Source organism: Paenibacillus sp. SZ31, from assembly GCF_012912005.1.
In the GTDB taxonomy this organism is placed as follows: domain Bacteria; phylum Bacillota; class Bacilli; order Paenibacillales; family Paenibacillaceae; genus Paenibacillus.
Genome location: NZ_JABBEA010000004.1, coordinates 449586 through 476006 on the forward strand (window position 1 = coordinate 449586; position 26421 = coordinate 476006).

Genomic DNA, 26421 nt, shown 5'->3' on the forward strand with positions numbered 1-26421 from the left:
AATAAAATATGCAAAAAGAGCAGAAGTGAGGAGCATCGTGCCCTCATCCCTGCTCTTTTTCATAACTACAAGCTTTCTAATACATGTCACATATTATCCAAAATGACTACTGCGCTTTCTTACGCAGCTGACTGTAATACAACTCGCTGTAGAAACCACCTTGTTCCAGCAATGCATCATGCGAGCCTTGCTCCAGTAAATGCCCATCCTTCAACACCAGAATTCGATCGGCCTGGCGAATCGTGTTGAGCCTGTGGGCAATGACAAAGCTCGTTCGTCCCTGCATCAGACGTTGCAGCCCTTCCTGGATTTTGATCTCCGTGACGGTATCAATACTGCTGGTCGCCTCATCCAGTACCAGTATGGACGGATCGGCCAGAATTGCCCGGGCAATGGCAAGTAGCTGTTTCTGTCCCTGACTAATGCCACTCCCATCAGCTTGCAGCACTTTGTCGTACCCATCCTTCATTCGCACAATGAAGGAGTGGGCATTCGCCAGCCTGGAGGCTGCTTCCACCTCTTCATCCGTCGCGTCCAGACGGCCAAAACGAATATTTTCCCGGATCGTGCCCTGAAACAGAAATGAATCCTGAAGCACAAACGCCATATGGGACCGCAGATTCTCACGCCGAATAGTAGTCATATCGCGCCCATCTACGGTTAACGTGCCACCCGTCGGATCATAGAAGCGGGATAACAGCTGAATTAATGTTGTTTTCCCCGCTCCGGTCGGTCCTACAAGAGCAATCATCTCACCCGGTTTGGCTTCAAAGCTGATGTCATGTAAAATGTTACGTCCTTCATCGTATCCAAAGGATACCTTGTCAAAACGAACGGCTCCCTCCACCTTGTCCAGAGATACCGCTGCCCCTTCATCCTTCGCTTCTTCATCTTCGTCCAGCACCTCGAACACACGCTCAGCCCCCGCAATTGCGGACAATAACGTATTCCACTGGTTCGCCAGATCATTCAACGGACGGGTGAATTGACGGGCATATTCCACAAAGATAATAATTACCCCAACCGTAACCGAACCCTGAATCGCCAGAATACCACCGATGCCCGCCACAATCGCAAAGCTCAGGTTATTCAATCCATTCATCAGTTTCGGGATAAAACCAGAGATCGTCTGCGCCCAGAAGCCGGAAATCCGGATGCGGGTATTCCGTTCCTCAAATCCGCGAATCACCCGCTCCTCTTGGGAGAATGCCTTAATGATTCGCTGCCCGGATAACGTCTCTTCGATATAACCGTTGAGTTCACCCAGATTGCGTTGCCGCTCCTTGAAGAGCGGCCCGGTTCTACGCGTAATCCAGCGCATGCCGATGGCCATCAAAGGCACAACGATAAAGGTAAGCAGGGTCAGCAGTGGGCTGAGCCAGAGCATGACGCCAAATGTTCCAAGAAGCGTTAACACACTCGAAAAAATCTGGATGGCCGAGCTGTTCAGCGTACCGCTGACATTCTCGATATCATTGGTCACCCGACTCATAATCTCACCCTGCTGGCGTTTACCGAAGAATGGAATCGGCAGCTTGTGCAGATGGGAAAATAGATCATACCGCATGCGGTACACGGTTTCCTGTGCGATTTCGATCATCCATATATTCTGGAGCCAGGATGTGAGCGAGAATAAGACATAAACTGCCGTTAATCCAATCAGAAACCGGGTCCAGCTTGGGCCGGCTTCACCCGCGATGAAATCATCCACGGCCACCCCCACCATGTAAGGACCAAGCAAAGCGAGTGCGGAGCTGGAAAACACCATCAACAATACCATGGACAGCTTAACCTTGCGCCGTGCCAGATAGGTCCAGATACGACCTAGCGTACCGGACCAGTTTTTCGCCCGTGCCTTGGGTTTGCGGCCACCGCCTGACCGTAACGTCTCCGGATCAATCGGTGGTGGCGGCTGACGGAAAGGCTCAATGAATGCTTTGAACATGCTGTGCACCCTCCCCGTATTGTGATTCATGGATTCGACGATACAGCTCTGACGATTCCATCAGGTCTTCATGTTTTCCCTGTCCAATGAGTTGTCCATCATCAAGCAGCAGAATCAGGTCTGCCGAAGTGGTTGAACTGATCTTCTGGGTGATGATAAACGTGGTACACGACAATTCTTCCAGCGCATCCAGCAGTCTGCCTTCTGTAGCTACATCCAGCGCACTTGTGCTATCGTCCAGAATCAGAATTCTTGGTCTACGTACCAGTGCTCGTGCAATGGAAAGTCGCTGCTTCTGTCCACCGGAGAGATTCACTCCCCGTTGACCCAGCAATGTATCATAACCGTTTGGTAAATTCTCAATCGTTTCATGGATCTGCGCGCGCTTTGCGGCTTCCACGATCTCATCCAAGGTAGCATCTTCCCGACCCCAGGCAATATTCTCTCGCACGGAACCGGTAAACAGGATGACCTCCTGCGGCACATAACCAATCGCACCACGCAGCATGGACAGATCCAACTCTGCTGCATCGGTATCATCAATCCTTACCTTCCCTTGATCCTCTGTGTATAAGCGCGGAATGAGCTGCACCAATGAAGACTTGCCAGAACCTGTTGCTCCCATAATGGCAATACGTTCCCCCGCTTTTGCAGTGAATGTGATGTTATCCAGTACTGTAATTTCACTATTCGGATAACTGAAGCCTACACTGCGGAATTCAACTGCTCCCTGCACAGTTCGCTGTTTCTTCGCTGAGTATGAAGATTGCAGAAAATGTGAAGATTTCACAGATCCAGCAGATGGTGCAGACGCTGATAATTCTTTTGTCTGTTCAGTCTCCGACGTGTCCTCCGTATTGAACACTTCATTCAGCCGTTGCGCGGAAGCGCTTGCTCTGGAGAAGGTTACCAGAATCCATGACAATGCAGACATGGCACCAATTGTGCGAAGCAGGTAGTTAATCACGGCGACCACTTCACCCACGGTCGCATTACCAGAGGCGATGTCTACTCGCCCAAACCACAGCACGGCGATGATACAACCGTTCATCATCAGCAGCATGAACGGCATCGTGGTCTCCGTTAGGCGTAGCGCGGAGATCGTGCCTTTCATCAACTTGCCGCTGAATCCGGCAAAGCGTTCAATCTCGTGGCCCATCCGTACGAAGACACGGATCAGCCGGATGCCTGTGAGATTCTCCTGGATGACTCCGTTGACGGCATCCAGTCTGCGCTGCACATTGCGGAACAGCAGCGCTGCCTTTTTGATCATCCACACCACAACGACGAGCAGCACAGGCACCATGACAACCAACAGCAGACCCAATCTTGGATTTACGATTACTGCCATAATCATGCTACCAATGACCACCAGCGGTACACGTGTCATGAAGCGCAGACTCATGAAGACCGTATCCTGAACCTGGGTTACATCCCCCGTTAATCTCGTAATCAGGGACGATGTGGCAAACCGGTTGAAGACCGTATAAGAGAACGTTTGCACTTTCTCATACAGCTTCTCCCGCAAATCGTATCCGAACCCCAAACTTGCATGGGATGCAAAGAACGAACTCGCAATTCCGGCAGCAAAAGCTACAACAGCACTACCTACGAGCACACCGCCCCATAACCAAACGACAGATAAGTCTCCCTGCTGAATCCCATTATCGATGATCTTGGAGATCAGATAAGGCTGAGCCAGCTCCACTGCGAGCTCAAGTAACATCATGACCAAGGCTGCAATCGCGGCAACTCGGTACTTCTTCAAGTAGAACAACAGCTTGATCATAAGCATTCCTCCGGCCCGGAGCACCCTAAACTGATCATACGTTCCAGCTCAGAGCCTCCATTAGACATGTTGTTTTCTCCACTGCGTCCAATATGTAATCATTTCTATGTACACATATGGTTATTATAGCGTATTTTACAATCCCGCTTCTATTCTTATTACCCTACTTTTCCCAATACAATAAACTTCTCATCATTTTGGCAGTAAAAAAAGGAAGGTCTCCCTTCCCCACGCTAGTTAAGTTCCTACAGCTGATGTAATCTATCAGTCAAATATTCCCGCCGTTCCGCCACATAGGTACGAATCCGCTCCGGTTCACCGGCAAATACATCCATCGGCCATTTCATGTAAGGATCTTGGTCCACCTCTTCACGAATGTCATTGTGCAATCGATGGACTATAGGCATAATTCGCTTCTCAGTAAAAGCATTCATCAGATGCTGCCGTAGAAGCTTCTTATATTGCTCACGAAAATGTCGGAAGGCCAGCATTTTGCCCGTAAGTTTATTATACCCCTGGACACGAACAAGGCTGGCATCCACCTTCGCCCCGTAACAATTTCTTCCCCAGGTTCCTTCATAATCCCATGGCAGGATACCATACTTTTTGGTTTTTGTTTTCTCATACCATGTGTAATTCTGATCAAATCCATCAAAGTTGCCCGTAAGTACTGCCCCGCATAGCCAGCGCAGATAGTTGTCCGTATCAATCCTCGACTGTAAAAAACGAAACAATTCCAGTCTGGACTTCGTGTTCAGTTGTTGAATAAACGTCCGCAGCCGGGTTTTATCCACATCCTTACCGCGGATTAGACTGTATCCTGACAATAGATTCGCGCTTGTGCTCGTTGATGATGAGTTCGAATTAATCGTAAACCCGGCATGATCATTGATCGCATAAAAGATACTGCGCACAGGCATTTTCCTTTGGCGAAAAAAGAAGGATTTCACCCCTTCGATCCGCAGATATACTCCCAACAGCTCCCCATTAAGGTAGAGCACGCAGTGCCGAGTAGAGGGGGCAGGTACACGAATGGACTCGAAGAAACGAAAAGACAGCGCATTTCGAAGCAGCGAGGGGTCATCATACTCCGCATTAAAATGATACGTTCGGCTGGACGTACGAATCTCAAATGACTTTTTGGGATAACCGCGTGTATGCCCTCCTCGATAACGAATCCGGATCGGAATCTGCTTGCCGTCCATCTGCATGGAGCCTTTAACTAGTTGTTCAGACCATATATCGGATGTCAGTTGTTGATACTCCTTGGCATGTACAGCAATCCGGTAGACAGGTAAACCCATGTTCATCCGCCTTTCATGACCTGTAATATGGGTCCATTAAGTACTACCTGCATCCTATGCAGGAGCACAGCAGATCGAACGGGCATATGCACAGGATCAATCAAGCAAATGCGAATGTAGTGTACTCGAATACGAAAAAAATAAGGAATCTATCATCTATGAATATACAAAACTTTTTATAGATGATAGCCAATTTGATATACAAATGGTTTGTTGGCTAGTCCCTCCAACGAGCATGCCACATATGATTAAACTACAGACAAACTTGAATGCAGATTGAGAGATTACAATGCATCCGTCATTTTAGTTGATCTGAACTTATGTTCTGGAAGGGGTCAATACAATGTCTATGAATGGTCAGGGAATACGAGGTTTGCTCGGAAGAGAAGTCAAAGTCAATCGGGGTCCAGAAGCGGTGCAAGGCAAATTGATAGATGTTCGTGGGGATTATATGGCCGTTAGCTGTAAGAAAGGATGCGTATATGTAAATGGATTAAATGTCAAAAGTATCACCGACACAGGTCGCTCCAGTGGTAGCTCAACTCCAATGAACAATCCTATTCCTTCTAACTCCTTTTTGGAAGTCTTACAGGCACTGCGTTTCAGACGTGTACTGATTAATGAAGGCAGCCGGGATGAGGTGGAAGGAATCCTAGCTGAGGCTAACCAAAACCAGTTAATTATCACAACAGATCGTCAGGAAGTGGTTCATATTCCAACATATCACGTCAAATCGATATGCATCGTTCGTGGCGGCAATAAATCTAGCGGAAACAAATCCTGCGGAAAACCATCTCACCCTAACAAATCGACGGGACACAAGTGTTGCGAGAAGCATCCTCACAAATCTACTGGGCACAAATGCTGCGAGAAACATCCTCATAAATCTACCGGGCACAAATGCTGTGAGAAACACCCTCATAAATCTACCGGACAAAAGTGCTGCGAGAAGCATCCTCACAAATCTACCGGACAAAAGTGCTGCGAGAAGCATCCTCACAAATCTACTGGACAAAAGTGCTGCGAGAAGCATCCTCACAAATCTACGGGGTATATCTCGGGTCGGAGAAAGTAAACGATGCTTGCAAGCCAAGTGATCTGCCAGTGTTAAGGGAGAATAATGATGGTGGCCCTAGGCTCTCCACCAGAACTTCTCCCTCTGGGAGATCCCTGTAAAATAACATATGAAGATCGCCCTCCATATGACACTTGCAAATCAGGAGTATCTGCCTAACTTCGCAGAAATATAGTTATCTGTTTACATACTAAGCGAGATGTTCATTACCATCTTCTGCGCCCACGATCACCCCTATTGTGATCATTCAACTCACCAAGACGATCGTATGTCTCTTTATATATCCGAATCATGGCCTGAACTTTGATAAAATCAGCATCTTCCGGTCCAAGTCCCTCCATAAACATTCTCTGAATGATCTGTTGGAAGAACTGCACTCTGGCCTCAATCTGTTCTTGCTCAAGCTGCAATACTTCTTCGAAACTGTGGTTCCCTATGTAATCCATCAATTCATCATCAGGACTGGAATAATCTGCGTTTCTTCGATCTGCTACCCATTCATCAGGCTCGTCGGACTGGAGATTAACACTCGTACGCAGTTGGGATAAAATGATTTTCTCTTTGGCCAACATGACATGAAAATCTTTGTTACGAAGTAACTCAGACACAATCAGACTGCACATTTCACGATTTTGGATCAGTATGCCGTCAAATGGATGCAGTGTCCACTCCCCGTTTGCAAAATACAGGTTAAAGTTAAAGAACTCACTGCCATATTTGTATTGAATATTAATCTTGGTCTCATCAATAATCTCGAATGAAAAGTCCAGCATGTTCAGCAAGCTCCTTCGCACAACCCCAGATTTTAACTTCATTCTATCAAACAAATGAAACAAAGAGACGCACTTAGCGTCCCTCATAGAAAATAAATACATGTAGTGATGTCCATGCCATATGCAGCGAGTCCCTACTCTATTACCTAATCCAGGAAAGATCCTAAAGCACTGGAATCCGGTTTGTTTTTCTCCGGAATGGCAGCAGCCTTCGGCCCTTCCAGCCCCAGTCGATCGCTCATTTTGGCGTTAAGTGTTGTCATCTTGTTGGTGTAGTCATTACAGCTTTCGATGATACGGCGATTGGACTGCTCGGACAGATCCAACGCAGACATCAGATCACCCATCGCTTGATTGACTGCTTCAAGGGACATAGCCGGTTTGGACAACAGCTCATTCGTTTTCTCCGTCGTTGTCTTCAACAATCTGGCGTTCTCCTTGAATTGATCTTCAATCGTCTTATTCGTAGCTTCCACAGCGGAAATGACCTTCTCCTGATCATTGAGTGCCATCGCAATCATGGCCGAAACGGTGATCAGATTCGCTGTTTTATCAATGGCGTTATTCACTGAATCGATCAGCTTGTCATTGTTATCATTAATAATGTCCGTAGCTGCGATCGCCTGATTGTACAGCATGATCATCTCTGTCATAGATTGGGTACGTGTTACCACTTTGCGTAACCCGCGCTCCAGATGTGCTTTACGATTCTCGTTCTCAGGCTTGGCGATCTCGGTTTCAAACAATGCTTTCAATTGATTACCGAAGGAAATTTTGGTCTGCAGATTGTAGATCTCCTGAATGGAAGAACGTTTCAACTGACGCATATTCACGATGCTTTCTTCCAGGTTGTCCTTACCGTCCCGCAACCCGTTAATGATGGCATCAATGTTCGTGCGAACAGATTGATACCGGTATACGTAGTTTTTCAGCGGGCTTTTACGTAACAATTTCCCGACAAAACTCACATTTTTACTCTGCTGCAAACTCTCACATTCATCACGGAGCTTCAGGATCATGTTCGATACCTCGGCCCGATTCCCCGACATCAGTTCATTGACTGGACGATCAAGCAGCTTGAGGGTCTGTCCTGCTCTCTCTTGTGTTTTCACGCCCAACTTGCCGATATCATCCATTAAGGTATCCAGGTGAGCCGGATCACTTTGGGACACTTTCTGAATAAGCTGCGTTGCTTCCTGGTTAATCCGTTGCTCATCTTCCTGCTTCAACTGAGCCCATTCCGTTGCCATGCCAATCCCTCCTATAATTCAGAGCTGTTATAACGTTGATGTATCAGTTCCGCTTTGTTCTGGAGCTCCATTAAGTCCTTATGTTCAATCGTTGATACAATATCCGATATCTTGGAATCCACGTCTCTAAGACCATTCAGCAACATACGCCGATTATTGCGTTTGGCTTCTCCACTTAAACGTAGAAATGGATTAATAAAACCGTTCAGGTCTTTCAAAATCAGTCTGCGCACCGTATGGTTAATATCCCCGTTATTTAGCTCCTGAAGGGAAGGGATCACACGCTGCAAACGGGCAAACAATGCCAGTGATTTTTCCACGATCTCATTATCCAGCTCATTCTTCTGACCTTCAGAAATGATCATGTCCTCCAGAACTTCCAGGTATTCAATCACCGGATCAAATACAGGATCTGGTTCGGTCCGGGAAGGCTTCGCTTGTTCTGTGCCCGCATGTTGTGCGGGAGTGGAACTCGAATGAGGCTGTGCCGGAGAAGCATCTATAGCCCCTGTTGGCACTGCGCTCGGTGCTTGTCCCCCGTTCAAGCGGGATGGTTCATTTCCGATATCTGTTATGGGTACAGGGGCTGATGACGAACCCTCGACCTGTGTACGTGGCGTGGAACGTGAAGGAATCAGTCCCCCGACCACAGTTGCCAGTGCCGGAATCGCCCACGTGATCACATCCGGTAGAAAAGGACTCGAGATCGCCGCGAGACCATAACCGACCAATGCGCCTATACCTATCTTCGTTTTCCGTAACATTACTTGTCCTCCTGCCTTAACAACACATATCCGTATTGTAAAAAAACCATCCAGAAGGTGTCAATGTTGAGGAACTTTCTCAGCTAGACGTGGTGTACTCCGCTTACCTTCTGAACGTCGATTATAAATGGCTGTTCGATATGACTTCCCAGAAGACCAAACTTCGGATGAAGTGGTCCAATATCATGGCCTAGTGCAGACTTGACCGCCAGATAAGGGAAGTTCACGCCCGACAGACAAGACATATGCAATCCACCCGACATTCTCGGATTGATCTCCAGCAGCTTCGGTGTATCCTTGCGATATTTCATCTGTATATTAAAATTATAAGGAATTCGATATACCTCTGCCACATTACGGGCAATCGCGAGCAATTCCTCGTTTTCTTCGAGCAAGCGCAAACGTCCTCTTTCTTTTCTACGCGGGATCGCCGTTATGAGTTTCCCATTACGGTCCGAAAGACAATCAATGCTGTATTCATATCCTTCCAGTACCTCCATCACCATGACATTGGGAAAGGACGGAGCAGAAGAGAACGCACGCAGGGCATCTTCATATGAAATAGAGTTAAGCGCATACCCGAACAACTCCTGCAACGGATCACGTTCATTGTTGATCACCCGGAATCCCATGCCGCCCTCACCATTACATGGTTTGAAGCATACATCATGTCCAAGTGCGCGCAGCGCCTCATAGGCTTGCTGGAATTGTGCAGCATTATTAACCGTGAAATAATCCGGAATCTCCATAATGCCTTTCTCACGCACCGATTCATAGAAGCGGTCTTTCTCCATCAATTGTTCCAGCAATTCCGTGTCCGAGCATACGATAACCCGTGTACCGATCTCTTCGAACAGGGAGATATGTCTGCTGATGTCCAGCATGTTCCAGCGTGGAATAAACACATCAATCTGATGACGACGGCAAAAGTCGAGGCAAAAATCTACATATTCCCGGCCCGTTACACGCGGTTCAACTTCTGCAACATCACAGCCCTGTAATGCCATGTGTCCCGGATCAGGGTGAGTACCGTAGATCTCAAATTCCATGCCGTCCTCATTGTCCCGAATCGCATTCATATAATGGTACGTTACAGAGAACCAACGGTTGAAGTAAATCTTCATTTTTTTCATTTATACGGTCTCCCTTATATCGGCATGGTCTATCTGGGTCTGTTGATCGTTATGAATACGGTGAACGTAATCGAGAATCTCATCTGCTGCAAATGCACCGAATTGTTCCGTAAATTGATACGGTACTTGCTCAGGTACACGCTGTCTCTCCACATGCAACTCTCCGTGAGATGGAGCAATGGCATGCTGCGCAAAGTCCAGCAAACAACGATCCAGCAAAGAGTCACCTGAAGCAATCACAGGCACATCACCAATGCGTTGCCTAATGTGCTCCACTGCAGCTCGTTTGTTCACGGCCGAAGGCACCAGATAGAGCTTCCGACCCTGGATTGAACTCTCCCATCCCAGTGTCTCTAACACCCGAATCTTTTCCGCAATATGCTCCATTGGAAGCTTGTCACGTTCGATCAGCAATGCAAAGAACAGCTCATCACACAATCGCTGATTAATTACCCACTCCGGGCTCAGCACATCGTCAAATAAATCCAGGATCTCTTCGGGAGTAGCTGCCTGCTGACGAAGCAAAGAACGAATATACAGGTTCCATTCATCGTCTACCTGACCGTCAACAATAATGTTGCCACCATTACTCGTCACCGCATATTTCGGAATACATTCGGTCTGAAAAATATGAATGCGCCGGTACTGCTCCACGGTACGTGTCGTTACAGGCATAAATACAATGTCTTGTGGCAAAGACTGCAATCGCTCCAGTGCATATGCTGACATAAAAGCGGACAACTTGCCGTTAATCCACTCAGCGGGAACAAGTCCCGGTGTATCTTCGGGAATACGGAGCGCCCGACGGGAATACACCAGCGTCTGGTCCAGATCACTTGCGTAGATCATCATTCTCCTCCACCTCCCAGGGATTGAATAATACCGCAACAGGAATAGGTTAATCCCGGATATACTTCAACCGGCACATTCCTGTCTCTCGCGAGCATCATAATATGTTGTAAATCCGGATTATCGAGTCGATCCACGAGAATTTTCCAGGGGACCCGGCGCAATAACACTCGGGTTGTTTCCCCGATTCCGGGTTTGATCAGATTGATGTTCGCAATGCCAAAGGATTGCTGGATGGACTCGATATCCTGCCAGCCTTTCCAAGTGATTTCCGAAGTATCGGTGGCATTGTCCTCCGAGCGAATCTCCGCTTGGTTCATCACCTGTGGGAAATGCTGAGCGATGGTATCCACGTATTGGGTCGACACATCCGCAGAGGACCATTCACGATACCATTTGGCCCCATGAAAATCTGCCGGCCCAATCAGATCATCGCGAAGTACTGTACGGCTCACCAGTCCAGAGACAGTGGAATTCAGACAAGCACTAGGAATAAGATAATCTTCCCTCGTCCCAAAAGTTCCTGAGCATTGCCCCGGATCAGCCAATACAGCAAGATCATCATCGAGACTTACGCCATAAGTCCGCTCCATTTGGTCACAGGACTCTTTCAGCACTTTGCGAATAGCCCCTTTGCCTGTCCAACCGTCTACAAACTGAAGGGCTGTTTCCAGACCATGCTGCTGTAAAATATATAAAATTGCGTTCTCGTCCATACCCTTGCCACGAATAATCGAAATGCTATAATGCGGAATCGTCACCTTGTATTTCAATTCAATATAACGTTTGATCAGGATGCCCACAGGGGTTCCGGCTCGAGCCAGAGATACCAGCACCAGATTCAGTCCCCTGCGCTCTACAATCTTCTCAGCCACAATGGCGGTATGACGTGCGATTCTTGCAGCGGATTGTTCCAGCGTCTGGTGAAACAGTTCGATGTATTCTGCTGTGGGCTGATATTCCACGGGCAGCATCTCCGAATAATGAACCCCGGATTGGATCGCCTGCTCCCGTTCACCCGTACCCTTTTCCAAATCCACATGGCTGATATCCTTCAGTAGGAAAACAACGTCCGATGCAGCATAGCTGCCCATCGGTTCGGGAGACGGAATCTCACGTTGTCTGATTAGCTCCAGTGTAGTTAAGTTCATTGCTCGTTGTCCCCTGTCTTCTCTGGCAAGCCGCAATATACAATATGAATGTGTCCGCATCCTAACTGCTCCAGTACCTTCACCATCGGTTCCATTCGCTCTCTAGACATCTGTCTCTCCAACAGAACAAAAATCTCATCATATTGCCCCGGGGCAATGTTATAGATAAAGTTACGAACAGATGCGTCTTCCGGTGAAGCATATCCAGCCCCACTAACAACAGCATATCCTGGAGCTGGTTGTGTATGGATTGGACTGCGAGTAGTGGATTGATACAACACGCCTTCTCCCATCTCGGCAGCAATACGCATCGGAATGTACATGAACTCCCCTGTTCCCATCACCAACGTCCGTTCTCCCGTACGCTGCGACCGAAGTCGTTCTGCAATCTGGCTAATCTCCTGACGTAATACGCCATTATGCCGGGATTGCATACCAAACCTGCCCGTATGCTGGACGTAGCTCGCTGTACTACGTTTACCTTCACCATCCTCCGAAGTGGCATGCAGCTGTTCGAAGGCATCGGCAACGGTAGATGTCTGAATGGTCACGGCAGGATGAGACAGCTGCTCATCTTGGGGTGTTGCTTCCAACTGTGGAGTACCCACCACATCAATGCGGCCCTTCAGCAGGCTTAATGGTGTAATCGTAATCCCAAGCTCAACTTCCAGTTCGGCAAATCGATTCTCGTCCGCTTCCGTACGCCAGTCCAGCAATGAAGCAATCACATATTGCTTGCGGGGATATCTAGCCTGAATATCCCGAATGATATTCAACGTCGTTTTGCCCGTCGTAATCTCGTCGTCCACCAGAACAATCGGGCCCTCTCCTGCAAAGGCTTCATGATCCAACGCATAACAACGATGAGCCATCGCATGGGAATGTTCTTCTTCAAATTGAATATCTGGATGCATCGCTGGAACATACTCGCGAGTGGTGTGAATATAAGAAGCTTGATCAGCAAACATCTCGTACATGCTGTGACCCAACGCTGTAGCGGTCTCGGCAAAACCAACAAAACGAATCGTTTCCGGCAAACTCAAGCTTTCTTGCAACAGCATGTTGTACACTTGCCGGGCTTGCTTGGGATCAATTAACCCCTCGACCATTTCCCGTTTCCACTTGACTATCTGATCTTTCGTCTCTTCCGTCTTATCAGTCAGGTGCTCGTACAGCAGAACAGCCAATGCCGCGCCACTCAGAAGCGAGGTATACGGGTTAACCGGGATGTGCTTGCCCAGCAGTTTGCTTACAAACAGAAATGAACGTTTCTTATTGATTCGTGCAGCCATGGAAAATAGAGATTCTAGTGGAAGTTCCAGCGGGTTATGTGTAACCTGAACGTGCAGACTGAATTGATCAAGAATTGGGAACGTAGTTATGTTGTTGTTCGTGCTTGGGCAAGAGCCCGACAAAATGCTGCTGTTCATGTAACACCCCATATATTTGTGATCGGATTAGAATTCGATTTGCCCAGCTCAAGTGTGGTTTAATCTCATTCATTTTGTTATAGTAATTACTTTTGAACACACCCAGGCTACCGTCATTACGGGCGATGATGTCTTGTGCATCGGAATATTCCTCATGTGTAACAACGTACATCGCTTGTACGGGCTTAATATGAGAAGGATGAATGATCGTTTTGCCTACAATTCCATTTTCCTTGTCCATCATGACTTCACGCATCAATCCATCCATTGTGTTCGTAATATATTTCATTCTCAGATGCAGCCCTGATTTGCCCAGGGTTTCTTCGAATGGAGTCTGTCGTAATTGAGGTTTGAACACGCGCTCCCGCTGACTGAAATATTCCCAGACCGGACCCGATATCACATACGGCTTGTCCATCCGTCCGAACAGATTGATAATATCCGAGATGCAGTCACGGATCGTGGCGATATCGTATATGGTCAATTCCGGGCTTCGACGTAGTCCAAACAAGCTAGAGAAATCGGTCGCACCAATGCGTACATTAAGCACATATTCATAATTCTCATCGAGGATGTTTCGAAGGTCCAGCAAAGTCTCCCAACGTGTCTCCCGATAGATTATCGAAGCAGTCTCCAATATGGGCATGCCATAGAGAACAGGATAATGATCCGGTTTCAGTTGATTGTATTTGCGGATTTGATCGAAATAGGCTCTGCCATTATCCACACAAAACTTGGGCAAAGCCAATCCTGTCAGCATGGATACCAGTTCTCCCAACGTATCAATCAGACGTTCCAACTGTTGTGGTGAACGTACACGAGCAAACAGAAGAGGCATTCGATCCTGACTAAGCATGCCTGTCTCCATATAAGTCATCAGTTGAGTTAGATGCTGTACCAGACACTGTTCGGCAAACTCCACTTGGTCGTCCCCCACAGCGTCTTCCAGATCAATAATAATAGTTGTTAGACCTTCATGCTTACCATTCATAATGTCGTCCGCGATATGAGTGCGCGTCGCGGGCATATATAAAGCAGCCCCAACAGCATATGCCAGTAAATCTTTGGAAGTCCGGTGATTGAACGAGACGGGTGAAGAGAAAAATAAAGTATCTTCTTCTTCCAGACTCAAAAAATTGAAATATTTCAGGATTGTCTCCTCCTCGCACCTTTGGCAATAGCCAATCTGCATGAATTGATTCCAGCTGTCGGGGCATAAAAACCAATCCCTCCTTAATCTGGAGGGATTGATGGTCTATTATCGAGGATAACGTTGGTCAACAGTATCCTTGCAATGGTGCTGACCGATACAGCGTTTATATATTGAATGAATACAAATGATTACTTTCTTCCCGCAACCCACTGCATTCCCCAATCATGAGCCTCGTCCAACGCCTGATGCCCATTATAGAACTGCACGATTCGTTCAATACTGAATGTCTCATTGTTCACATTGCGTAACATCGCGATGCCACACATGCCAAGCGGGCTCCCGTATTCATTCATTCGGACAATGATATCCGGGCCGTCCTTCTGTTGGATAGTTACCACACCGTCTACTTGAGACCAGTTGGCCACACCACCATAAATATAGGTGAATACCAAGATGCGCTCAATTTCCGAGATACGGGCACCATTAATCCGCAGATTCTCTCCCGTCTTAACAGATCCCGTCCGGTCATCCCCATCCAGTGCAATATAAGGGAAACGATTCAGTGAACCAAACGTTTGTCCCAATGCCTGAATTACATCTCGTGTACCATCCTTCATCTCGAACAGGCAACCCAAGTCCAGATCCACACTCTTGCTACGACCAAATAACCCTTTGCTACCCTGTTGATTCCAGTTCAGGTTAATCAGGATTTCACCAAGTCCCCCCGCATTTTTCTTGAGGTTAATGGTGTCGCCCTTCTTCTTCAATTCAATTTTGCTGAAATTGATCGAATTCACAGGGGAAGGCGTCGGTTCTGGTGCGGGCACCGGGGGTGGTGGAGTAGGTACAGCTGTCGGAGGAACGGTTGAAGTCGTTGGTGCAGGTTCTGATCCACCATCCACATCCACACCAAAGTTAGCGCAGAGTGCATTCAAACCACCTGCAAAACCCGATCCTATTGCATTGAACTTCCATTCTCCGTTATGGCGATACAATTCACCGATGACAATCGCGGTCTCCACTGTAAAACCGCTCCCCAGATCGTATCTCATCACTTCCTGACCTGTAGCTGCATTGGCAAACCGTAGAAAACCATGCTGAACCTGTCCAAAATGATGGCGTCGTGCTTCACCGTCATGAATCGTCAGGCTGAAGGCGATTTTCTCAATTCGAGCAGGAATTTTGTCAAGATCAATGGCGAACTGTTTCTTCTCGCCACCAACCTGCCCGCCATCCTTATACGTGATGAACGAGGTAGAGGGCTGGTTATAAAAGATAAAATCCTCATCTCCAGACACTTTATTGTCTGAACCCAGAAGGAATGCTGATGTGTCCAGCTCCACACCCGAGGCTGCCTCCCAACCAATGCCTACCGTTAGACGGGACAAGCCCGGATTGGTTTTGGTCAGATCACTCTTCTGGCCTTTCACGACAGAAATCGCCATAGCAGACTCACCTTTCTATGCCAAGTTATTGTGCATCCAGTCCGTAATTTTTGCATAAAGCAGATAGTCCACCTGTGAAGCCGCTGCCTACCGCCTGGAATTTCCAGTCCGCACCTGCACGGTAGAACTCACAGAACACCACAGCTGTTTCGGTAGAGTAGTCTTCTCCGAGGTCGAAACGAAGCACTTCCCGATCACTTGCAGCATCTACAACACGAACGAAAGCGTTGGAGACTTGTCCAAAATTCTGCCCTCGTCCATCTCCATCATAGATGGTTACCGTAATACCGATCCGGTGAATGTGCGCAGGGATTTTGCTGAAGTCAACAACAACTTGCTCATCATCGCCGTCACCTTCACCTGTACGGTTATCACCAGTATGTGTTACTGAACCCGCACCGCCGCTTGGATTGTTGTAAAAAACAAAGTCATCCGTACCTTTGGCTTTTCCATCTTCGTACAACAAAAAAGCCGAAGCGTCCAGGTCAAAGTCGACTCCACCACTATATTTGTTTGTATCCCAACCCAAACCAACCACCACACGGGTAAGGCCCGGATTTGTCTTAGTCAGGTCAATACGTTGTCCTTTGGCAAGACTGATCGTCATTTGTTTTTCCACCTTTCCAAAATATGTGATTAAATGAAAAGGAGAACCGTCCAGGAGACGGTTCTTCCCATCCTGTAAGTCTTTCTGTACGTCCTATTGCAAACCGTAGTCGCGTGTCAATCCAACCAATCCATCCTGGTAACCACTACCGATGGCACTGAACTTCCACTCGCCATTATGACGATACAATTCACCAACAACTACACCCGTTTCAATGGAGAAGTCTTCTCCCAGGTCAAAACGAATCAGTTCTTCGTTGTTTGCTTCGTTGACGATTCGCACATAAGCACGGGAGACTTGTCCGAAGTTCTGGCTACGTTCTGTAGCTTCGTAGATCGTAATGGAGAAAGCAATTTTCTCTACATTCGCGGGTACGTTAGGCAGGTCAATATTGATCTGCTCATCATCACCATCGCCATCTCCTGTACGGTTGTCACCGGTGTGAACAACAGAACCATTTTCATTTTGTGGATTGTTGAAGAAGATGAAGTTTTTCTCGCCTTCTACTTTACCGTTTGCATTGGCACAGAATACCGATACATCCAGGTCAAAGTCTTTTCCGCCATCATACTTATTGGTATCCCAGCCCAAACCTACTGTGATTTTTGTCAAACCTGGGTTCGTTTTAGTCAGATCGATTTTTTGACCTTTAGAGAGATTAATTGCCATCGTATGATCATCCTCACTTATTTAAATGTATTGTAGTTATCGTGACATATGAATATCAGGATTATTGTCGATTTAGGTTAAATCTTGTACTTAAGAGTACCTGCGAGCGAGTTCGTTGATATGTACCGCATGGGAACCCTCTCCAATTGCCGAGAATTTCCATTCGCCTCCATGACGATACAATTCACCACAGATCAACGCTGTTGATCCTGTGTAGTTATCGGATAGATTGAACTTCACGAGCTCACTGGAATTTTTACCATCCAGAATACGAATATAAGCCTTCTCAATCATGCCAAAATCTTGCTTGCGATTGACACAATCGTAGATATTAACAACGATTAATACTTTATGAACATCAGCAGGAATACGGGACAGATCCATTTTGATCTGTTCGTCGTCACCGTCTCCCTGACCTGTTAAATTGTCACCTGAATGGATAACCGAACGACATGCACTTTGCTTGTTGTGGAAGCAAACCAGGTTGGAGTCCTTCACCAACTTGCCTTCCTCATTCAACATGATCGCCGATGCATCACAATCGATATCCGCTTGTTTCTTTCTTCCGAAGAACCCTTTGGCAGTTACCGGGTCCCAACCGAGACCAGCAATCACCTCAGTAAGTCCTGCATTGCCTTTGGTTAAATCAATCTTCTGTCCTTTGACCAAATTAATGCTTGCCACTGATTTTCACCTCCCTTCATATGTAAAATAGCTACTTAGAGATTGAATTCACCCGGATTCAGTCCAAGTACAATGCATATCTCGGTAACAACTCTTTTCTCCTGATCATCAAAGTTGCCGTCAGCTGAACCAATCGCACTACATACGCCCACAATAACGCGGCCCACATCCGGCTTGGATTTGAACTTCCCAATGGCTTTCAGTGCTTCCTGCTTCCCGATCTCCGGAGAGAACTCAAAGTTCGCCACGTAATGATTGAAGCGTGTAATCACTTCGCCCATGTCGAATACTTTCAATTCCTGACTCAGTTTAATATAACCGGCCATCTTGTTCTTCTCGGCTTCGTCAATGGAACCATCCGCGAAAGCAACCAGTGCACAACCTGCAACTACGGCGTCCATAAAATCTTTATTTTTAAACTTTTTGACTTGCTCTTCAAGTCCTTGTTTTGTTGAATTTAACCAGCTTTTAAATGAACTCATACTCAACCTCCAATAGTTTCAAACATGGTGTTCTTCACTTTTTTTCATGATTTTCAGTAATTTTCATCCCTACATCATGATTGAATATAAGTTAAATTATTCCTTAACTATACTCTGAAATACGGCAATATTCTACATTAAAAAACAATTAATACCTTATGATACGCGTCGTTCTGAATATAGTTTCAAGCGGATTTCAAAAATCTTCTCTACACTTCGTTTTTTCGGATTCTATTCGGATATAACACATAAAACCCTGACAGCCGATCATCACAGGCAGTCAGGGTTTAGCTCATTCATATTCTATTCAATACCTCTGTTCACTTACCGTAGATCTCTTCGATCCGCTCTTCCTCATTCGTAGACAACAGAACATTAAGCAATCCCATCGCATTGTTGGCATCTGTTCTCGTCGTCTTATACATCTCGGCAAACGCCGCTTCATCCTGCTCCGGATCCATCTCAGCAAGCTTGCCCCACGACGTGCGGGCTTTGTCGTATAACGTACTCAACGTGATGTCTCGGGGATGTTGTGCTACGGGTGCCATAGATTCAAATTTCGCTGTGACGCTGAAGAAATCCTTGGAATCCTGGAACGATGTACTGCTATAATCCTTATTTTTCATCGCATCTTCGGTAATCAAGAGGCCTTCACGGGCGATAAACAGCGTTTTCACCATGGCACGCTCCAGATTGGTTGCTTCTTCCCAAGTTATATAAGATTCATCAGGTGCTTGTACGGTTGTGAAAAATGGAAAGGCATCATCAATCAACCGCTGCGAATCGGAATGAATTGGAACCTCCGCATTCATGTCCACAACGGCATCACTATAATTGGCGACATTAATGTTTTTGGAACCTTCCTCACTAACCCGACGCACCGGATGATCATTCAGAGGGATACGGATATAACCAAGCTGATCTGCATACTGCTGCTTCAACTCTTCCAATGTGGAGTCCTTTCCAATCTTGCCGTCGTCAGTGGAAGAAGTTTCTTCTGTAGCTGAACCTGTCTGCTCACTCCCATTCGAACCGGTTGCTGCGGTTTCTGTTACAGCAGCATTCGAGCTACTTGTCTCTGATGAAGTAACTTCTGTACCGGAAGCAGACTCCGGCGAGGACGTCTCTTTCGCTCCACCACTACAAGCTGTCAGAATCGCTGCCAAACTAAACATGACTGTGAACGTCTTTATCGTATAATTCCATTTCATCGTAAAATCTTCCCCTATCGTATGTATATTCCTGAGAACCATTAACCTCTGTTTCAAACCTTGAACACTCACTACCAAAAATATCCTTTCAGATAACATGCTTGATTCACAATTGGACATGGTCTACATTCTATCATAAGTCAAAAATCGGTTGTATACGACGATATACCTGTGTCTAAAGCCTTTTACTATCCCTGTATTAACTACCCACGCAACACAAAAACACTGCCATCCGTAGGGACAACAGTGTTCGTGAAGCGGAATTATTTAATTCCTTTAGCTTTCTCCATGTGTTCTGACCGAATCTGAGGATCCGTAGAATTGACCGATGAGAGCAGAGCGTAGATCGCCTGAATATCCTTCTCTTGAAAGACAGTCTCGGGAACTTCAGTCTCAAGTCGCTCTGTCTTGCGCTGAATGGTCTCTACCAATTCATGATCGTAGATGATCAGTTCATCCGAATTCACATATCTCACAGCAGGATCAACACTGATCCGGCAACGGTTCGTGAAGGTCACCATGGAGACAAGGCGTACTCTTTTATAGTCTCCAAGGTGCGCATGGATGGCTTCCACATGTGCACGATGCTGCATGAGCGGATTGTACATTTTGACCCGGCTGCTGCTGACCGACCAATTGGCCTCTCTTCTTCCGCCGCGAATCTCACCTGTCGTCAGATTTCGGGTTTCGATCACAAAGATTGCCCGAGGACCGATCACGACATGATCAATCTGCGAATAACCGGAGCGTGACTTCGGATTGGTAACGAGCAGGTCGTTCAGCACTTTATATTGACTTGGAAGACCTATCAGCTGATCTGCTGTGCTAGGCTCCTCCGGCTGACGTGTCCAATCCCCTTCCGCTTTTTTCTTGCGCTTACTGCGGACCATACGCGGTGGAATGGTTGTCGTCGATGGTAAGGCTGAAGCGGAGGCTGTAATCTGGTTCGCAAGCTCTGGCTGTGTCTTGAACAGAGACAGGATTTTCTTGAACATGGGACAAGCTCCGTTCTATTGTAGTGTGGGTTACGGGTGACCATTACAGGAGGAATAACATCCTTTGACACATTCATTATGTAAACTTCTATTACTTATGTCGGATAAAGAGGGGGAAAAATAAAGGGAAAACGATCAAAATCTCTCCAATACGCAAAGTACATATGAACATTTAACCAATTCTGTGACTTTAGACGCATAAAAAGGCCGAAAAATTAAAAAAAACAGCGTAACCTTTCCTGGATAGAAAAAGAATACGCTGCTGTTCTCTTGGTTGTTAAGCCTGAAGATAATAGGTGTAGAGCACCTGTGTACCCTTCTCTTCCAGACCATTATTCGCTATTTCTTGATACAGAGATTCGGCCAGAGCCAGTCCAGGCGTTTTCATGCCCATCGCTTTTGCAGACTCCAGTGCAATTCCCATGTCTTTGATAAAATGTTTCACATAGAATCCAGGCTCATAATCGCCTGCGATCATGCGCGGACCGAGATTGCTGAGCGACCAGCTTCCGGCTGCACCGGTAGCAATGCTCTTCAGCACGTTCTCCGCGTCCAGACCAGATGTCTTGGCATAGGCGAGTGCTTCGCATACGCCCATCATGCCAGAGGCAATGGCAATCTGGTTGCACATTTTGGTATGCTGCCCGGCTCCCGCCTTGCCTTGCAGCACAATGTTGCTGCCCATCTGCTCAAACACCGGACGCACGGCTTCAAAGGCCTCCGAACTACCACCAACCATAATGGACAGCTTGGCGTTCTGCGCTCCGATATCGCCGCCCGACACAGGCGCGTCCAGTGCATGCAGTCCTTTGGCTTCCGCAGCTTCAAAGATTCGTGCAGCCAGTAGCGGACTGGATGTCGTCATATCAATCAGATATGAACCCGGTTTGGCATTGGCTACGAGACCATCCTCACCGAGATAAATCTCCTCTACATCTTTCGGATACCCCACCATTGTGATGATGACATCACACGCGGCAGCCAGTTTGCCTGGTGTGTCATGCCATACGGCACCTTCTTTCACCAACGCTTCCGCTTTGGCAGCAGTTCGCGTGTACACATGCAGCGGATATCCCGCTTGCTGGATGTGCCCAGCCATGCTTTTACCCATCACGCCTGTACCAATAAAGCCAACTTTCGTCTCTCCAGGTGCCTTCGTCGTATTTGTCATCGCAGGTTTCCTCCCTATTTCTCTATACTTCGCTCAGTAGTTGTCTTCGACATTGCTATATCTGTATGTTAAAGCTTTCTGCCTGGCTCGTCCATCTCGTTTGCCGCTTTCTGTGAAAAAATCTGAAAAAGGAATCAACTTCCCATATGCTGTACAACCTAACGTAAACTTCCTTCATTGGAAAGGAGGATTCCCATGAGTCGTGAAAAAGGTCAAATTACCATCTGGTTGTCCTTTTCCATCATTTTATTAAGTGCCGGACTGGTCTGCCATGTCTTGTCCATTCCAGCAATTCTGGAAGCAGCAGGTCGAGACGGATGGTTGTCTGTTGTCGCAGCCGCTCCCTTTTTCATGTTGTTTCTATGTATGATGTACATCATCATTCGGCGAGTACGTGGACAGCGATTAACAGATTGGATTACGCGAGAATTCGGTGCGGTTCCATCTTGGATCTTCCGCATCTCCGCTTCCATTCTGCTATTCACGCTTGGCACGCATACGCTGTATGAGACAACCAACTGGACCGTATCCACTTATCTTCAATTCACACCTCCCTATGTTCTGGCAGGTGGCGGAGCATTGGTTGCCGCGTGGGCAGCGGCTAAAGGCATACGCTCCATTGCGATGACTTCCAGTCTTCTACTGCCTTTTGTGGTTCTGCTCGGTTATTTCGTAATGTCCGCCAATATGAAATATAAAGACTACAGCCTGTTGTTCCCGATCATGGAGAACGGTATGGGTCCCGTGTGGCGGGGCATGATTTATTCCCTTGCCGGGCTTATGGAAATCTGGATTCTCATGTTGTTCCAACATGAAGTCAAAGGCAAAATTCGGTGGTGGTACATCCTGATCCTCGGCGTGTTTATGCTCAGTATGGCGATCGGACCAACCATCGGAGCCATCGTGGAATTCGGTCCCGAAGAAGCAGCCAAACAACGAAACAGTCCCTATGAGCAATGGAAACTGGTGAACATCGGTAAGTTGCTGCAACACGTTGATTTTTTGTCCATCTATCAGTGGCTTAGTGGTTCCTTCACAAGGGTGGCCATATCTATGTATCTCATCGTGGATCTGCTTAATTTCCGTAGACCGAAGAAGCGATATATCGCTATTCTCACCATTACCGTTATCATGAGCTTCATGGCGATGCAGTGGTGGCGCATTGATTATGTGGATTATTATGTGGACCATATTCAGTTCCCGGTCATGCTCGCTTATGTATCCGTCGTTACCGTGATATTAACGATTGCTGCATTAATCCACAAAAAGGACAAGGAGGCTCCCGAACGTGCCGATCTCAACCCAGCCCAAGAATAATCGTGACGTTGAACCGTTCCGAATGAACGAGCATAACCTGAACACCTTTTTTGCCGGATCTGACGACGTCATCATTAATAGTCACATGATCGGTGAATCTCCGATGCAGATCCTTATGGTATATTGCAGCGGTATGGTGGACAGTGAAGCGATCTATGATATTATTCTCCCGGAACTCAAACGAACATATGAACAAACACACTTTTTCCGTACGTCCGACATTGAGAAATGCATCAGCCTGCAATGGACCCGGATGGACCTGCAAGATCCAGCATTCGGAACCGAGCTGATGTCTCTCCGTGTTTTTGAAGGTCATATGTTGATCTGTATTCCTTCTCTTCAAGCCATGTGGAGTATTGATATTTCCAATATCCCGACACGTACACCGGAGGAGTCGACCACCGAAGTATCTATTCGCGGGGCAAGAGACGGGTTCATTGAACCCCTTGCCGTCAATATTGCTCTGATACGCACACGTCTGCGTACGAACCAACTGGCCTGCAATATCGAACTGATCGGTTCACGTTCTGCAACCAAGGTGGCACTGATGTATATCAAGAATATCGCCAATCCGGAGCTGATTGAAGACGTCCAGGATCGGTTGCGCAAGATTGAGACCGAACGTATTTTGACCGCCAATGAACTGGAAGAATTGCTATCGCCTTCGAAGATTACTTTGTTTCCCGTCACCCATTATACGGGTAGGCCTGACTTTGCTGCGGAATGTCTCCTTAACGGACGTTTTATCCTCATTGTCGACGGCAATCCCAGCGCCATTATTGGGCCAGTCAATCTGTTTCTTTTGCTCAAATCACCGGAGGATGCCAGCTTTCCTTTCTTGCCTGTGAACGTAGGACGGATGCTACGCTTTCTTGGTCTGATGATCACCGTGTTCCTGCCTGGCTTTTATATTGCGCTGACCTCATTTCATATGGATCAGATCCCCTTTCCTCTAGTCGCGACGATCTCGGTTGGACGCATGGGACTTCCGATGGAATCGGGAATGGAGATGTTTCTCATTATGCTGCTGATGGAGCTTTTCAGGGAGGCGGGGGTACGTTTGCCAAGTGCCATCGGCCAGACACTGACTGTCGTTGGAGGTCTCATTATCGGGGATTCCGCCATCCGGGCCGGTATGGTCTCCCCACTCATGATCGTTATTATCGCAGTCACTGTAGTAGCGGGAGCAACCATTGTGAATCAGGTCATGACCAGTTCTGTGCTGATCCTGCGGTTCCTTTGTTTTGTCTTGGGGGCATCCCTCGGCATCTATGGGTTCATCCTATCGTTGATTCTGTTCCTCATCTACCTGACTGATCTCAAATCATTTGGTATTCCATATCTGACGCCGTTAACACCGCTTCATTTCAAACAAGCGATAGCTTCATTATTCAAACTGCCAAAAGGGCTGGGTAAACGTAGACCCGTCTATCTCGAGACCCAGGAGCCCCGCAAGAAAGGGAACGGACGATGAAGCGTTTGTTGCGGCGATGTATACTGGGGCTGTTAAGCCTATCGATGTGTGTGATGACGAGTGGATGCTGGAGCGCCTTTGAGATTCAACAGGTAGACTACGCCAAAGCCTTTGGCATTGATTATAAGGACGGCATGTATCACCTGTATGTACAAACACTGGATTTTGCCAGTGTCGCCAAAAGTGAAAGTTCGACCAAAAGTGCAGATACACCACCTGTATGGGTTGGACATGCCGAAGGGAAAACCATGAGTCTGGCGCTGAACGAGCTGTTCCGTACGGCTCAATTACACATGGCTTGGGGGCATGTGACCGCCATCGTTATGGCAGAAGGTGTGCTCACCAGTAAACATATCAAAGAAGTGTTCGATATGCTGGGACGTTTTCCAGAATCCCGTTATACAACTTGGGTGTATGGAACCCGCGAACCACTGGAGAAAATTCTGAGCGCAACGTCCATCTATAATATGTCACCGCTGGATAGTATTCTTCACAATCCGCTCCCTACTTATATGGAAGAATCGTTGTATCCGCCCGTGCTCAGCTTCAAGCTCATTGCAACGCATAATGATCCAGCTACAACGACGTATCTGCCGAGTCTTGCATTGAACAATACCCAGTGGGCTGAGAATGAGAAGAAACATGATTTGTTTCTGGTAGAAGGGGCCTTTTTCGAGAAGACTGGCTATGACTTTGAATACTTTCCACGCAGTCAGCTTCCCGGTTATCATTGGTTAATCAAAGACATGCGGCGTGCTCCCTTGCTTGTGCAGAAGGATGGAACGATCTATGGGGCACTCAGTGTAGGATTGCCTAAGATCAAAATTAAACCTGTCATTCAGGGTGAAGACGTTACGTTCAACATTGATGCCCACTACCTCACTGCCCTGTACGAATACCTGGTGCCCACCTCTTATGAAGAGATGATCCAGATTAGTGAAGTGAAGTTGCGGGAGCAGATCATGCAGACCTATCGTCACGGCCTTGAGCGTGGTGTGGATATTTACGGTCTTCAGGAGAAGCTGTATCGCAAAAATCCGAAACTCTGGCGCAAGTTATCCAACAACGGGAGCAAGATGATGCTTACGGAGGACTCGATTAAGGATCTGAAAATCCACCTCACGATTCCATATACAGGGAAATATAAACGGAAAGTGTAGCAAGAATGTGAAACACCCCTTTGCCCGTTCGGTACGACGGATAAGGGGTATTTGTGTATATGGATGTCGATCGTTTGCAATTCGAATCATGCGGATCTATGACTGCGAAGTTTCCATTCCATAATCCATCCTGTCAATATGGAGAAAAACAGACCGAACAGCAGGATCGAAACATTGTAAAACAGTGTGTTCGTGTATTGGTTCAGCCAACCAAAACGGTATACTGCCGAATTCGGATCATTCGTAAATCCATTGAGTTGCATGCGCAAGTCATTGATGATGTGTAACTCCCAAGCGACAGATAACACACACAGCAGGAGAGCAACCAGGGGTATCGAGGCATGCATCTTCCCTCCCCAGCGCTGACGCTGATCGTACAACCACCATTTGGACAAAGTGGTCGTCCAGATACATAGAATTAGAAAGGTCAGAAGAGATGGAAATAAAACCAAAATCCCTAGATTACCGTTACCAGATACGCCTCTGCCGGGTTCATGCTGAAAGGTTAACCCCCGTACAGCACCAATCATGAGTACGTTCCAGATGAGGAATATGAAGTATGGCTTGTTGATTCTTTTGAGACGATTCAT

Annotated in this window: 24 protein-coding genes; 4 read left to right on the forward strand and 20 right to left on the reverse strand. The window is 47.1% G+C overall.

The genetic code is table 11. From position 1 onward, the window contains the following. Positions 1-106: 106 nt before the first annotated feature. From HF638_RS11860 to HF638_RS11870, 3 genes are all read right to left on the reverse strand, one after another. Positions 107-1945 (reverse strand): ABC transporter ATP-binding protein, encoded by a 1839-nt coding sequence (locus HF638_RS11860; protein WP_169480370.1) that lies wholly within the window; start codon positions 1943-1945, stop codon positions 107-109. Further along, complete coding sequence (locus HF638_RS11865; RefSeq protein ID WP_169480371.1) at positions 1926-3734, reverse strand: ABC transporter ATP-binding protein; 1809 nt, start codon at positions 3732-3734, stop codon at positions 1926-1928. Before HF638_RS11865 ends, HF638_RS11860 begins: the two co-directional genes overlap by 20 nt. 245 nt (positions 3735-3979) lie before the next feature. After that, entirely contained in the window at positions 3980-5038 is a 1059-nt protein-coding gene (locus HF638_RS11870; RefSeq protein WP_169480372.1) for a CotH kinase family protein, read from the reverse strand. A 343-nt stretch (positions 5039-5381) separates the two neighbouring features. Between HF638_RS11870 and HF638_RS11875 the strand changes: the two genes are divergently transcribed. After that, entirely contained in the window at positions 5382-6113 is a 732-nt protein-coding gene (locus HF638_RS11875) for a hypothetical protein (RefSeq protein ID WP_169480373.1), read from the forward strand. Positions 6114-6319: 206 nt separating this feature from the next. Here HF638_RS11875 and HF638_RS11880 read toward each other — a convergent pair whose 3' ends face one another. The 16 genes from HF638_RS11880 to HF638_RS11955 all read right to left on the reverse strand — a co-directional run bounded on the left by HF638_RS11880 (position 6320) and on the right by HF638_RS11955 (position 21880). Then, positions 6320-6886 (reverse strand): hypothetical protein, encoded by a 567-nt coding sequence (locus tag HF638_RS11880; protein WP_169480374.1) that lies wholly within the window; start codon positions 6884-6886, stop codon positions 6320-6322. Positions 6887-7032: 146 nt separating this feature from the next. Then, the gene (locus HF638_RS11885; RefSeq protein ID WP_036606281.1) at positions 7033-8136 is read right to left on the reverse strand and encodes a toxic anion resistance protein; all 1104 of its coding nucleotides are present in this window, start codon (positions 8134-8136) and stop codon (positions 7033-7035) included. 11 nt (positions 8137-8147) lie between these two features. Further along, positions 8148-8900: a hypothetical protein gene (locus HF638_RS11890; protein WP_169480375.1), complete on the reverse strand. Its 753-nt coding sequence runs from the start codon at positions 8898-8900 to the stop codon at positions 8148-8150. Between the two features lie 83 nt (positions 8901-8983). Next, on the reverse strand, positions 8984-10033 hold the full coding sequence (locus HF638_RS11895; protein ID WP_169480376.1) for an ATP-grasp domain-containing protein: 1050 nt from the start codon (positions 10031-10033) through the stop codon (positions 8984-8986). Then, on the reverse strand, positions 10034-10882 hold the full coding sequence (locus HF638_RS11900) for an HAD family hydrolase (protein WP_169480436.1): 849 nt from the start codon (positions 10880-10882) through the stop codon (positions 10034-10036). It abuts the gene before it with no gap. Next, positions 10882-12033, reverse strand: coding sequence for a cysteine protease StiP family protein (locus HF638_RS11905; RefSeq protein WP_169480377.1), 1152 nt, complete (start codon positions 12031-12033; stop codon positions 10882-10884). Before HF638_RS11905 ends, HF638_RS11900 begins: the two co-directional genes overlap by 1 nt. Then, positions 12030-13463 (reverse strand): phosphoribosyltransferase family protein, encoded by a 1434-nt coding sequence (locus tag HF638_RS11910; protein ID WP_169480378.1) that lies wholly within the window; start codon positions 13461-13463, stop codon positions 12030-12032. The genes HF638_RS11905 and HF638_RS11910 overlap by 4 nt, the downstream gene beginning before the upstream one ends. Continuing rightward, positions 13393-14655, reverse strand: coding sequence for an HpcH/HpaI aldolase/citrate lyase family protein (locus HF638_RS11915; protein WP_169480379.1), 1263 nt, complete (start codon positions 14653-14655; stop codon positions 13393-13395). The genes HF638_RS11910 and HF638_RS11915 overlap by 71 nt, the downstream gene beginning before the upstream one ends. Before the next feature lie 149 nt (positions 14656-14804). Then, positions 14805-16061, reverse strand: coding sequence for a TerD family protein (locus HF638_RS11920; RefSeq protein ID WP_169480380.1), 1257 nt, complete (start codon positions 16059-16061; stop codon positions 14805-14807). Positions 16062-16086: 25 nt separating this feature from the next. Next, the gene (locus HF638_RS11925; protein ID WP_036606267.1) at positions 16087-16668 is read right to left on the reverse strand and encodes a TerD family protein; all 582 of its coding nucleotides are present in this window, start codon (positions 16666-16668) and stop codon (positions 16087-16089) included. A gap of 93 nt (positions 16669-16761) precedes the next feature. Beyond that, positions 16762-17337: a TerD family protein gene (locus tag HF638_RS11930; protein ID WP_091015801.1), complete on the reverse strand. Its 576-nt coding sequence runs from the start codon at positions 17335-17337 to the stop codon at positions 16762-16764. Positions 17338-17427: 90 nt separating this feature from the next. Next, entirely contained in the window at positions 17428-18021 is a 594-nt protein-coding gene (locus HF638_RS11935; protein WP_062837433.1) for a TerD family protein, read from the reverse strand. A gap of 35 nt (positions 18022-18056) precedes the next feature. After that, a complete protein-coding gene (locus HF638_RS11940; RefSeq protein ID WP_169480381.1) occupies positions 18057-18503 on the reverse strand; it encodes a tellurite resistance TerB family protein in 447 nt (148 codons plus the stop codon). A gap of 320 nt (positions 18504-18823) precedes the next feature. Next, positions 18824-19714 carry a hypothetical protein gene (locus HF638_RS11945; RefSeq protein ID WP_169480382.1) on the reverse strand — a complete coding sequence of 297 codons (891 nt, stop codon included), beginning with the start codon at positions 19712-19714 and terminating at the stop codon, positions 18824-18826. 263 nt (positions 19715-19977) lie between these two features. Further along, positions 19978-20709, reverse strand: coding sequence for a nuclease-related domain-containing protein (locus HF638_RS11950; protein WP_017690394.1), 732 nt, complete (start codon positions 20707-20709; stop codon positions 19978-19980). A 277-nt stretch (positions 20710-20986) separates the two neighbouring features. After that, entirely contained in the window at positions 20987-21880 is an 894-nt protein-coding gene (locus tag HF638_RS11955; protein ID WP_169480383.1) for an NAD(P)-dependent oxidoreductase, read from the reverse strand. A 195-nt stretch (positions 21881-22075) separates the two neighbouring features. On the opposite strand from HF638_RS11955, the gene HF638_RS11960 reads away from it, so the two are divergent. The 3 genes from HF638_RS11960 to HF638_RS11970 are packed head-to-tail and all read left to right on the forward strand — an operon-like array spanning position 22076 to position 25831. Continuing rightward, complete coding sequence (locus tag HF638_RS11960) at positions 22076-23197, forward strand: GerAB/ArcD/ProY family transporter (protein ID WP_169480384.1); 1122 nt, start codon at positions 22076-22078, stop codon at positions 23195-23197. Further along, entirely contained in the window at positions 23169-24671 is a 1503-nt protein-coding gene (locus tag HF638_RS11965; RefSeq protein ID WP_348982098.1) for a spore germination protein, read from the forward strand. Before HF638_RS11960 ends, HF638_RS11965 begins: the two co-directional genes overlap by 29 nt. Beyond that, the gene (locus HF638_RS11970) at positions 24668-25831 is read left to right on the forward strand and encodes a Ger(x)C family spore germination protein (RefSeq protein WP_169480385.1); all 1164 of its coding nucleotides are present in this window, start codon (positions 24668-24670) and stop codon (positions 25829-25831) included. The genes HF638_RS11965 and HF638_RS11970 overlap by 4 nt, the downstream gene beginning before the upstream one ends. Positions 25832-25917: 86 nt before the next feature. On the opposite strand, the gene HF638_RS11975 is transcribed toward HF638_RS11970, so the two are convergent. Further along, positions 25918-26421: a hypothetical protein gene (locus HF638_RS11975; RefSeq protein ID WP_169480386.1), complete on the reverse strand. Its 504-nt coding sequence runs from the start codon at positions 26419-26421 to the stop codon at positions 25918-25920.